Here is a 10,116-nt window from a genome sequence, read left to right as displayed (position 1 = left end):
TCACGTCCCCGCCGAAACGGAACCGGACGTAGAGGTACTCGGCCGCGGCGAGCAGGGCCACGAAGACCGGGACGAGCAGCCACGAAACCCCGGCCCGGGGTGCGCCGGTCGTCGCTTGAAGGTGCCACGCGAGCGAACCCGAGGCCGCCGCCAGGACGGCGATGTACGACGCGAGGGCCAGGCGTGGGGGCGCGCCGGGGGGCCGGGGCATGGCTAGCGCTTCATCTCCACGCCCCGTACCAGGACGACCCGAGGAGCGGCAGTCCGTAGTCGAGCGAGTCGTCGCTGTTCCCGTACCAGGAGGAGCCCTGGAAGTTGGTCGAGATCCAGTCCCTCCCGTACCACGACGAGCCGTACCACGAGGATCCCAGCGACGGGATCCACTGGCTCCCGTACCACGAGGATCCCGTCCAGTCGCTCTGGTAGGCGGTGGGATCCCACGTCCCGCCGTTGGCGGTCTGGTCGCCGTTGACGTGGTCGCACTTCGGGTTGAGGAGCCGCTCGCCGAGGCGGCACTCGCGGGACACCAGGACGTCCGCCCGACTCTCGTCGAGGCTCCCGGACGGCTGGAGCGGCAGCGACACGCCGACGTTCGCCCGCCCGGTGGCAGCGGACGCGGCGGACGGCGCGTGGACGACCCCGCGCCCGACGGACAGCGGGTCACGGTCGGCGACCGGTCTCGCCGTCGTCATCAGCGCGTGCTTCACGTTGTCGGGGCCCCAGTCCGGGCGCGCCTGGTGCACCAGCGCGGCCACCCCGGACACCACGGCTGCGGACATCGAGGTACCGCTCGCGCGTCTGTGGTTCGCGTCCACGCCGCCGCTGGGGTCGGACGCCTCCACGAAGCTGTTCGGGGACCGCAGCGAGACCAGCAGGGAGCCCGGCGCGACCACGTCGGGCTTCGCGAGGCCGTGCGCGGTCGGGCCCCGGGAGGAGAAGTACGGGAGCCGGTCGTCATCGATGGCCGGGGTGCCGTGGTCGTCCGTCGCACCGACCGTGAGCACGAGCGGGTCGTCCGCCGGCTTCGAGATGGTCTCCCGCGCCGGGCCCCGGTTCGACGCCGAGACCACGACGGTGATCCCGGCCCGCCAGGCACGCTGGACGGCGTAGTTGAGGGGGTCGTACTGGTACGGAGCCCGGCTGTTCGTGCCCAGGGAGAGGTTCAGGACCGAGATCCCCAGCTCCTGACGGAACGACACGACCCATTGGATCGCCGCCAGGAGCTTCGTGACGTCGGCCGACCCGTCACGTCCGGCGATCTTCACGCTCACGATCTCGGCACCGGGGGCGATCCCGGTGTAACGACCGCCGGACGACGCACCGGTGCCCGCTATCAGGCCGGCCATGAACGTCCCGTGACCGAAGGAGTCCCGGCAGTGCGCCTCCCCTGACAGGTTCAGGCAGGCCTGCCGCTCGCCGTCACGCACGAAGGGGTGAGGGACGGAGGCCACCCTCACGTCGCGGGGGTCGGCCGGGCTGACACCGGTGTCGATCAGGGCGACCCGGACCCCGGTCCCGTCGACGCCGGACGAGCGCATGCGGTCGGCGCCGACCTCGCGCGCGTAGACGGTCCTGACGGTCGAGGTCGAATCGGAGGAGGTCTGGGTCATCTGGATCGGGTCGTTCGGTGTCACCGAGACGACCCCCGGCTGCGCCTCCAGGCTCCTCACGGCGCGCACCGGCACGAGAGCGGAGACCGAGCTCGCGACCGGGAGCGCCAACCCGACGGTGCCGCCGGCGTCGCGGACGGCGTCCCCCGCAGCCACCGCACCGTCGCGGTGCAGGACCAGAACCTCCACGCCGCCGAGTTCACGGCCCGAGGCAGGCGCCAGCGTAGCCGCGGTGACAGCGATGAGGGCGAGCGCGGCCCGCGCCCGCCCGATGACAGACCCGGTCATCTGACCCTCCACATGATCCAGCGTCCAGCGGCCCCCAGCCCTGTGGGGGCGCTCCTGCTTACCCACCGCTCGGGATCGTCAAACCTACCGTCCGTGATGTGGTGATCCACCGGCCTCCAGCCTACAATCGGGGGCCGGGAGGAGTCGCATAGTCCGGTCTAGTGCGCCCGCCTGCTAAGCGGGTTGGGGGTGAAAGCTCCCTCGCGGGTTCGAATCCCGCCTCCTCCGCTCCACCTGTCCCGGCCGGGAACCGGGACCGGTGCTACGGCTATGATGGCCGTCCATGCGCCCGTAGCTCAATCGGATAGAGCGTCTGACTACGGATCAGAAGGTTAGGGGTTCGAGTCCCTTCGGGCGCGCGATCTGGGTTCGAGAGGCGTCACCCGTCCTCCAGGCTCCCGCGGAGGAGGTGGGATTCGAACCCACGGCACCCTCACGGGTGCAGCCGCTTTCAAGGCGGCGTCCTTCGGCCGCTCGGACACTCCTCCGCCCCCGAGCGTACCGCTGTAAGGTCCGCGCCCACAGGCCGTATCCGATGCGACGGTCCCGGGCGTGCCTCAGGGGGTCACGTCCGGGGCCGTTACCCCCGCGGGGAGATCGTCGTGAGGCCGGACGGCATGTAAGGGTGCAGGACATCGGGCACGACGACGGACCCATCCGGCTGCTGGTGGTTCTCGAGGATCGCGGCGATGGTCCGGCCGACCGCGATGGCCGTCCCGTTCAGCGTGTGCAGGACCCTCTTGTCGGTCGTCCTGATCTTCAACCTCCGGGCCTGGTAATCGGTGCAGTTCGAGCAGGACATCACCTCGCGGTAGCGGCGCTGTCCGGGGAACCAGGCCTCGATGTCCAGCTTCTTGGCCGCCGGCGCGCCGAGCTCGCCCGTGCAGACGTTCATGACCCGGTAGGGCAGCTCGAGGGCCTGGAGGAACTCCTCCTGGCGCTCGACCAGGAAACCGTGCTCGTCCCAGGAGACCTCCGGGTCGCAGAAGCTGAACATCTCCACCTTGTCGAACTGGTGGACCCGGAAGATCCCCCGGGTGTCGCGGCCGTACGACCCCGCCTCCCTGCGGAAGCAGGAGGAGAAGCCGGCGTACCGGACGGGGAGGGTCTCCGTGACCATCTGTTCCTCGGCGTGCAGCGCGGCGAGCGCCTGCTCCGACGTCCCCGTGAGGTAGAGCCCGTCCTGCACCACGTAGTACTGCGCCTCGTCTCCCGGGAGGGCCCCCGCCCCGAACATCACCTCGCGTCGGACGAGCACCGGCGGCACGACCGGTCGGAACCCGTGGGAGACGAGACGGTCGAGCGCGAAGCGCACCAGCGCGAACTCCAGGAAGACGGCGTCCCCCATGAGGTAGCCGAACCGGCTCCCGGAGGCCCACGCCGCCTTGTCCGTGTCTATCACGCCGAGCTCCCGGCCCACGTCCAGGTGATCGGCGACGTCCGGACGCTGGGAAGGGTCGCCCCACGAGCGGATCTCCACGTTGTCGTCGTCGGTCTGCCCGTCCGGGACCGTCTCGTGGGGGAGGTTGGGTATCTGGGCGAGCAGCATCTCGAGCTGCTCGTCCGCCTCGTCCACCTGCGGCACGAGGGCCTCGACCTCGGCCTTCAGCCTCTTGGCCTCCTCGAGCAGCCTGGGGCGGTCGTCGGGAGACGCCTTGCCGATCCCCTTCGATGCCTCGTTGTGGGCGGCGCGCTTGTTGTCGAGCTTGAAGACGAGCTCACGTCTGCGTTCGTCGGCGGCGAGCACGTCCTCGAGCAGCTGCTCGGCTCCGCGGCGCACGAGCGCCTTGCGCACCTGCTCGGTCTCCTCGCGCACGAGCCTCAGGTCGATCAAGCTTCCTCACCCCCCGCGAGCACCTTCGCCGACCGCGCGCGTCGGGCGAGGCGCTCCGCGTCGAGAGCCCCGAGGGCGCGCGGGTACGAGCCCAGGAACTTCACCTTCGCCGCGGTCCGGTCGAGCTCCTCCAGGGCGTCGGCGATCGGGGGGTCTTCGCGGTGTCCCTCCATGTCTATGAAGAAGCAGTACTCGCCGAGGACCCGCTTCGTCGGCCGCGACTCGAGCTTCGTCAGGTTGATCGTCCGCTGCGCGAACGTCTGCAGGATCTCGAGCAGCGCGCCCGGGCGGTCCTCGGTGATGAAGGCGACGATCGAGGTCTTGTCGCGTCCGGACGGCGACGTTCCTCCGTGGCCGACCACGACGAACCTCGTCTCTGCTTCGGGGTGGTCCGTCACGTCGCGCTCGAGAACCTCGAGCCCGAACAGCTGCGCGGCGAGGTTCGGTCCGATCGCCGCGGCGGATCCGGACTCGTAGGCCACGCGTCCGGCCGCCTCGGCCGTCGAGTTGGCCGCGTGGACCTTCGCGTCCGGGAGGTTGGCCCTAAGCCACCTCCGGCACTGCGCGGTCGCGTGCGGCATCGACCAGACCTCCCTCACCTGACCCAAACCCGTGCCGGGCCGGGCGAGCAGGTGGAGCCGGACGGGGAGGATGACCTCGCGCTCGATGACCAGACCCTCCGTCTCGAACCCGAGAGCGTCCTGGGTGGCGTTGACCGTCCCCTCAACCGAGTTCTCTATCGGGACCATCCCCCGCTCGACCTCGCCGCGCTCGACGGCGAGCACGACCTCCTCGGCCGACGGGTAGTAGACGAGGTCGTCCGCGTCGGGATCGGCCACCTGCAGGAGCGCCTCCTGCGTGAAGGTCCCCGGCGGCCCGAGGAACCCGAACCTCACGTCAACCCACCTGTCCCGCGAGGGCCCGGCGGATCGCCTCTTCCTCCTCGGGCGACAGGTTGTAGACCGAACGCGCGGCTTCGACGGGCTTCGCGTACGTCCGGGCCTCCTGGCGGCCGTTGATGCAGGTGACGACCACACCGTCGCCGTTGGCATCGAGGAACGCCGCCGAGAACGAGAGCTTCCCTCCCATGTCCTCGAAGGCGTCGTAGCGGTAGATGGCCACGCGCTGGGTCGCCTTGCGGAACGCCTCGGTGAGCGCGGCCAGGTGGGAAGAGAGACCGCGGATCTCCTCGCGCAGGACGTTGACGTGCTCCACCTGGCGGGCGGTCGCCTCGAGGATGTCCGCCTGCCCTGCCTTGCCCTGAAGGACGAGCAGCCGGCGGCGCACCGAGGAGTAGGACAGGAAGACGCCCACCGATGCAGCTAGGGCCACCACGCCCACGGCCAGGGCTATCCAGACCGCTGGGTTGGTCATAGCGCGTCCGATACTACAATGACGCCCCCGGCAGACCGGGACCGACCATGACCCAGGACCAGCCGATCTCCGATCTCGGGTTCGCCCGCGTCGACCACCTGCGCGAGGCCCGGTGGGGCCTCCCGGAGGCCGTGCTCGGCATGGGGAAGACGGCCGACCAGGTCGCGCAGATCGTCGCGCGGATCGTCGAGCGGGACCGGGGGCCCGTGCTCGTGACCAGATCGAGCGTCGAGCAGTACGACGCGGTCCGGACGCTGACCCCCCAGGCCGAGTGGCTCGAGACGCCGCGGATGATCCGGGTGGCGCGGGAGCCGGTCGTCACGGCCGGGACGGTGGCCGTGGTGTCCGCGGGCACGGGCGACCTCCCGGTGGCCGAGGAGGCCGCGGTGACCGCGGAGACCGGCGGCGCCACCGTGGACCGGGTCTACGACGTCGGGGTCGCCGGCCTCCACCGGGTGCTCGCGGAGGCCGACCGCCTCGCCGCTGCCGACTGTCTGGTCGTCGTGGCCGGGATGGAGGGGGCCCTCCCCACCGTCGTGGCCGGGCTCACGGGAGCTCCGGTGGTCGCGGTCCCCACCTCGATCGGGTACGGCGCCTCCTACGACGGCCTCGCCGCCCTGCTCGGGATGCTCAACTCGTGCGCCCCGCAGGTCGTGGTCGTGAACATCGACAACGGCTTCGGGGCCGGGTTCTTCGCCGCCCGGGTGACCCGAAAGCGATGACGGGGCGCGTCGCCTGGTTCGACCTAGCGTCGGGCGTCTCGGGCGACATGATCCTCTCCGCCCTCGCCCAAGCCGGCCGCGGTCTCGGTGTCGACGTGGAGGCGGCCGTCGTCGATGCGGTCGAGGAGCTCGGGATAGGGTGCGTCGTCCGGTTCGCCGACGGGAGCTCGGGCGGTCTCGCCTGCACTCGCGCGGTGGTCGACGGCGGCGAGAGGCCGCTGGGTACGGGGGGGCTGCGTGAGGCGCTGTCCAGGCTCGGGGATCCCGTCCGGACGCGCGCACTGCTCGGGCTCGACCTGCTGGTGGCCGCAGAGGCGGCCGTCCACGGGTGCGATCCGTCGGAGGTCCACCTCCACGAGCTCGGGACGGCGGACACCGCGGCCGACCTGGCCGGCGCCGCCGTCGCCCTCCACTCGCTCGGGATCTCGCAGGTCTCGGCCGCGCCGGTCCCCCTGGGCACCGGGTGGGCGCAGACCGACCACGGACCCATCCCGCTCCCCGGCCCGGTCGTCCTCCATCTCCTGCGGGGAGCGGTCGTGGACGGCGTCCCGGCCGGGAGCGAGACCGTCACACCGACCGGGGTGGCCATCCTGGTCGCGCACGACGCGTCGTTCGGGCCGATGCCCACCATGCAGATCCTGGCGACGGGCACGGGAGCCGGGTCGCAGGAGCTCGACCATCCGAACGTGTGCCGGGTCCTGGTCGGGGAGCCGGTGCCGGGGGGGTCCCTCGAGACCGTGGTCCTGCTGGAAGCCAACGTGGACGACCAGACCCCTGAGGCGCTCGGTCACGCCATCCGCGCGCTCCTCGACGACGGCGCCCTGGACGCGTGGTGCACGCCGATCGTGATGAAGGGCTCCCGTCCGGCCGTGGCCGTCTCGGTGCTCGTGCGCGCGCCCGACGAGCCTCGGGTCGTCCGGACCCTCTTCCGCGCCACGTCTACGCTGGGCGTGCGCAGACGGGAGACCGACCGGTGGGTGCTGCCCCGGGAGGTGGTGACCGTCGAGGTCATGGGGCGAAGGGTCCGCGTGAAGCTCGGGCTCCTCGACGGTCAGGTGGTGACCGTCTCCCCCGAGTACGCCGACTGCGCCCAGGTCGCGCAGGAGCTGGGGCTCCCGCTGGACGACGTGTACGCGCAGGCCCGCGTGGGGGCCCGGCGGAGCTAGCGCTGTTTGCGGTCCCCCATTAGTGGAAAGACTCTCCGCACGCCGGAGAAGACCGAGCAGGAGGAGAGAGCCATGGAGATGGAGTCGCTCAAGGAGCTCTTCGTCCACGAGCTGCGAGACGCCTACAGCGCAGAGCAGCAGCTGACGGAGGCACTGCCCAAGATGGCCAAGGAGGCCTCGGGGGAGCTGAAGCAGGCGTTCGAGACGCACCTGGAGGAGACGAAGGGCCAGATCGCGCGGCTCGAGCAGATCTTCGAGACCCTCGAAGAGAAGCCGACCTACGGCAACATGGTGTGCAAGGGGATGAAGGGGCTCGTGCAGGAGGCTGAGGACCTGCTCTCCGAGGACGGAGACAAGACCACCCTCGAGGCCGGGATGATCGCCGCCGCCCAGAAGGTCGAGCACTACGAGATCGCGACCTACGGGACGCTGCGCACCTACGCCGAGCAGCTCGGACAGACCGAGGCCGCCCGCCTGCTCGAGGAGACCCTCGAGGAGGAGAAGAAGACCGACGAGCTGCTGACGCAGCTGGCCGTCGGGTCCATCAACGTCGAGGCCGCGTCACAGGCCTGATGGAGCGTCCGGACGGGGGCCCGCAGCGACCAACTGCGGGCTCCCGGTCTCGGTCCGTCTCAGATCTCCGGTGGGAGCGGGGGGAGTCGAACCCCCACCCTGTTTCCAGGACAGGAACCTGAATCCTGCGCGTCTGCCAGTTCCGCCACGCTCCCGCGTGCGAGCACCGATCCTAGCGGATGGGGGCCGTCCGGGGCGCACCTTGGGCCCGGGAGGCGCTGCGTATACTGACGCTTGTCCCCTCGACCGAGGCGAGCGACCTTGACCGTTCTGAGTGGATTCGAACAGCGCCTTGAGCGTGCCGTGGAGGGGTTCTTCGCGCGCGTGTTCCGGTCCGGGGTGCACCCCGTCGAGATCGGGAAGCGCATCCAGAGGGTGATGGAGGACGGTAAGACCGAGGCGCTCCGCCGCACCTACGTCCCCAACGTCTACCGGATCGTCCTCTCCCGCAAGGACCACTCCCGGCTGGCGCCGGTCGAGCCGCGGATCGTCGAGGAGCTGGAGATATTCGTGAGCGAGGCGGCCCGGCAGCGGGATTGGGTGCTCGCCGACACGCCGCGGGTGTCGTTCGCGGTCGACGAGAAGCTCTCGGCCGGGGAGTTCCGGGTCCAGGCCGAGACCGTCCAGCTGGAGAAGACGGCGTCGAGCCGGGGGGCGAAGAAGAAGCGAGCTGCCCCGATCTCCCCCGGCAAGCCCGTCCTGGTCGTCCTGGACGACGACTCCCGTCCGCTGAAGACGGTCGCGCTCGACGGCCGGGTGCGGATCGGACGGCAGCCCGACAACGAGGTCGTCCTCCCGGACCGCGGGGTCTCCCGCTACCACGCCGAGGTGACCGACCCGAGCGGCAACGGACAGTTCGTCGTGCGCGACCTGGGCTCGAAGAACGGCACGATGGTCAACGGCCGGCCGGCGTCCGAGCACCGGCTGCGCGACGGGGACCGTATCGTGATCGGGTACACGGTCCTGGAGTTCAGGAGGGCGTAGCGCCTCGTGACAGAGCTGGTGACGGGCCCTCTGGGCAGGATCGTCCTGCTCGGGGCCATGTATCTGATCCTCGCCGTGGTCGTCTGGATGGAGGCCCGTGAGCTCGCGCACGCCACCTCGCCCCGGGTCTCCCCCGTGCAGCCCACCCGGTCCCGGCGCAACCCCGGACGGCTCGTCCTGATGGAGGGGGTCGGACCGGCGACCGCCGTCCTGCAGACGCCCGAGACGATCCTGGGACGCGACCCCTCGTGTCACGTGACCATCCCCGACCCCTCCGCATCCTCCCGTCATGCCCGGGTCTTCCAGTCGGACGGTGAGTGGTACGTCGAGGATCTGGGATCCACGAACGGGACCTCCCACAACGAGCGGCTGCTGACCCACCCCGTGCTCCTGCGGCCGGGCGACCGGATCACGATCGGGCGATCGACGATGGAAGCGAGGGCCTGATGCGCTTCCGCGTCGCCGCCCGCACCGACGTCGGGCGGGTCAGGTCCCAGAACGAGGACGCCTTCCTCCGTCCCGACGACGACTCCGACCCCCGCCTCGTCGCGGTCGCGGACGGCATGGGGGGCCACGAGGGCGGGGAGGTCGCTTCGAACCTCGCGCTCGAGGTCCTGGGCTCCTGGGAGGACCGGCTCGAGACGCGCGGAGGCCAGGCGCTCCGGGACGCCGTCCAGGACGCGAACCGGACCGTGTGGTCCAGGGGCCGCAGCGAGCCCACGCTGCACGGCATGGGCACGACGCTGACCGCGGCCTGGATCGAAGGGTCCCGGGTCACCCTCGCCCACGTGGGGGACAGCAGGGCATACCTGCTCCGCGGCGATCAGCTCGAGCAGCTCACGATCGATCACACACTCGTCCAGCAGCTGCTCGACGAGGGCAGCATCGACGAGGAGGAGGCAGCCCGCCACCCCCAGCGCAACGTCGTGACGCAGGCCATCGGGTCCGAGCCGGACGTGCGCGTCGAGATCTCCGACTTCGAGCTCCAGCCGGGGGACAGGCTGGTGCTGTCCAGCGACGGTCTGCACGGCGCGGTCTCGCCCTCCCAGCTCCGCGAGATCCTCGCCGGGCAGGAGGACGCGGACGAGGCATGCCGCCGCCTGGTCGACGCCGCGAACGAGGCGGGGGGCCACGACAACATCACCGTGCTGATCCTCGAGGCCGTCGGCGAGGACGGGGAGGAGACGGCGGGGGCGGGGCCGGTCATCGTGTCGAAGCCGCCCCTGCGCGAACGGACGTCCGCCGCTGGCCGGAGGAACCGCTTGATCGTGGCCGGTGTCGTGGCGCTCGTGTTCCTGGCCGGGGCGTTCTGGCTCGCGACGACGTTCCTGCGCAGCGCGACCACCCGATACATCGTGACGGCGGACGGGGGCCGGGTGGTCATCATGCAGGGGACACCGGGGCGCAACGGGCGCCCGCCCTCCGGCCGGATCGTCGAACGGACCGACGTGGAGGTGGCGACCCTGACCGCTACGTACCAGCGGCAGCTGAACCGAGGCATCGACAAGCCGACGCTCGCCGAGGCGCGTCAGGTGGTCGCCTCGATACCACGCCAGCTCGGCCCC

Annotated in this window: 11 protein-coding genes and 4 tRNA genes; 8 read left to right on the top strand and 7 right to left on the bottom strand. The window is 71.0% G+C overall.

Annotation, left to right across the window (positions count from 1 at the left end):
* Together VM840_06890 and VM840_06885 are read right to left on the bottom strand one after the other, a co-directional pair.
* On the bottom strand, nucleotides 1-211 hold a 211-nt coding region (locus VM840_06890), incomplete at its 3' end, for a hypothetical protein (protein ID HVL81297.1).
* A gap of 10 nt (nucleotides 212-221) precedes the next feature.
* A complete protein-coding gene (locus VM840_06885; GenBank protein ID HVL81296.1) occupies nucleotides 222-1,898 on the bottom strand; it encodes a S8 family peptidase in 1,677 nt (558 codons plus the stop codon).
* A gap of 137 nt (nucleotides 1,899-2,035) precedes the next feature.
* Between VM840_06885 and VM840_06880 the strand changes: the two genes are divergently transcribed.
* Together VM840_06880 and VM840_06875 are read left to right on the top strand one after the other, a co-directional pair.
* Nucleotides 2,036-2,126: transfer RNA gene (locus VM840_06880), tRNA-Ser, on the top strand.
* A 57-nt stretch (nucleotides 2,127-2,183) separates the two neighbouring features.
* Nucleotides 2,184-2,257 (top strand) — tRNA-Arg (locus VM840_06875).
* A gap of 42 nt (nucleotides 2,258-2,299) precedes the next feature.
* Here VM840_06875 and VM840_06870 read toward each other — a convergent pair.
* The 4 genes from VM840_06870 to VM840_06855 form a co-directional block, all read right to left on the bottom strand.
* A tRNA-Ser gene (locus VM840_06870) sits at nucleotides 2,300-2,386 on the bottom strand.
* 92 nt (nucleotides 2,387-2,478) lie between these two features.
* The gene (gene serS / locus VM840_06865; GenBank protein HVL81295.1) at nucleotides 2,479-3,732 is read right to left on the bottom strand and encodes a serine--tRNA ligase; all 1,254 of its coding nucleotides are present in this window, start codon (nucleotides 3,730-3,732) and stop codon (nucleotides 2,479-2,481) included.
* Entirely contained in the window at nucleotides 3,729-4,628 is a 900-nt protein-coding gene (gene pheA, locus VM840_06860; protein ID HVL81294.1) for a prephenate dehydratase, read from the bottom strand. Before pheA ends, serS begins: the two co-directional genes overlap by 4 nt.
* Nucleotide 4,629: 1 nt before the next feature.
* Complete coding sequence (locus VM840_06855) at nucleotides 4,630-5,106, bottom strand: DUF4446 family protein (protein HVL81293.1); 477 nt, start codon at nucleotides 5,104-5,106, stop codon at nucleotides 4,630-4,632.
* 47 nt (nucleotides 5,107-5,153) lie between these two features.
* On the opposite strand from VM840_06855, the gene larB reads away from it, so the two are divergent.
* From larB to VM840_06840, 3 genes are all read left to right on the top strand, one after another.
* Complete coding sequence (larB, locus tag VM840_06850) at nucleotides 5,154-5,828, top strand: nickel pincer cofactor biosynthesis protein LarB (protein HVL81292.1); 675 nt, start codon at nucleotides 5,154-5,156, stop codon at nucleotides 5,826-5,828.
* A complete protein-coding gene (gene larC / locus VM840_06845; protein HVL81291.1) occupies nucleotides 5,825-6,994 on the top strand; it encodes a nickel pincer cofactor biosynthesis protein LarC in 1,170 nt (389 codons plus the stop codon). The genes larB and larC overlap by 4 nt, the downstream gene beginning before the upstream one ends.
* Before the next feature lie 72 nt (nucleotides 6,995-7,066).
* The gene (locus VM840_06840) at nucleotides 7,067-7,567 is read left to right on the top strand and encodes a ferritin-like domain-containing protein (protein HVL81290.1); all 501 of its coding nucleotides are present in this window, start codon (nucleotides 7,067-7,069) and stop codon (nucleotides 7,565-7,567) included.
* Between the two features lie 71 nt (nucleotides 7,568-7,638).
* Here VM840_06840 and VM840_06835 read toward each other — a convergent pair.
* A tRNA-Leu gene (locus VM840_06835) sits at nucleotides 7,639-7,722 on the bottom strand.
* A gap of 79 nt (nucleotides 7,723-7,801) precedes the next feature.
* On the opposite strand from VM840_06835, the gene VM840_06830 reads away from it, so the two are divergent.
* The 3 genes from VM840_06830 to VM840_06820 all read left to right on the top strand — a co-directional run.
* On the top strand, nucleotides 7,802-8,551 hold the full coding sequence (locus VM840_06830) for a DUF3662 and FHA domain-containing protein (GenBank protein HVL81289.1): 750 nt from the start codon (nucleotides 7,802-7,804) through the stop codon (nucleotides 8,549-8,551).
* A gap of 6 nt (nucleotides 8,552-8,557) precedes the next feature.
* Nucleotides 8,558-8,998 carry an FHA domain-containing protein gene (locus tag VM840_06825; GenBank protein ID HVL81288.1) on the top strand — a complete coding sequence of 147 codons (441 nt, stop codon included), beginning with the start codon at nucleotides 8,558-8,560 and terminating at the stop codon, nucleotides 8,996-8,998.
* Nucleotides 8,998-10,116, top strand: a 1,119-nt coding sequence (locus tag VM840_06820) for a Stp1/IreP family PP2C-type Ser/Thr phosphatase (GenBank protein ID HVL81287.1), incomplete at its 3' end; no start/stop codon positions are given. The genes VM840_06825 and VM840_06820, both read left to right, overlap by 1 nt.

The sequence above is a fragment of the Actinomycetota bacterium genome (genome assembly GCA_035540895.1).
Lineage (GTDB): Bacteria > Actinomycetota > JAICYB01 > JAICYB01 > JAICYB01 > DATLFR01.
This window is presented reverse-complemented; position numbering and strand designations above follow the sequence as displayed.

Coding starts and splice junctions, on each gene's coding strand:
- VM840_06855 (HVL81293.1), bottom strand. CDS start 5,106: ATGACCAACCCAGCGGTCTGGATAGCCCTGGCCGTGGGCGTGGTGGCC.
- larC (HVL81291.1), top strand. CDS start 5,825: ATGACGGGGCGCGTCGCCTGGTTCGACCTAGCGTCGGGCGTCTCGGGC.
- VM840_06840 (HVL81290.1), top strand. CDS start 7,067: ATGGAGATGGAGTCGCTCAAGGAGCTCTTCGTCCACGAGCTGCGAGAC.
- larB (HVL81292.1), top strand. CDS start 5,154: ATGACCCAGGACCAGCCGATCTCCGATCTCGGGTTCGCCCGCGTCGAC.
- VM840_06885 (HVL81296.1), bottom strand. CDS start 1,898: ATGACCGGGTCTGTCATCGGGCGGGCGCGGGCCGCGCTCGCCCTCATC.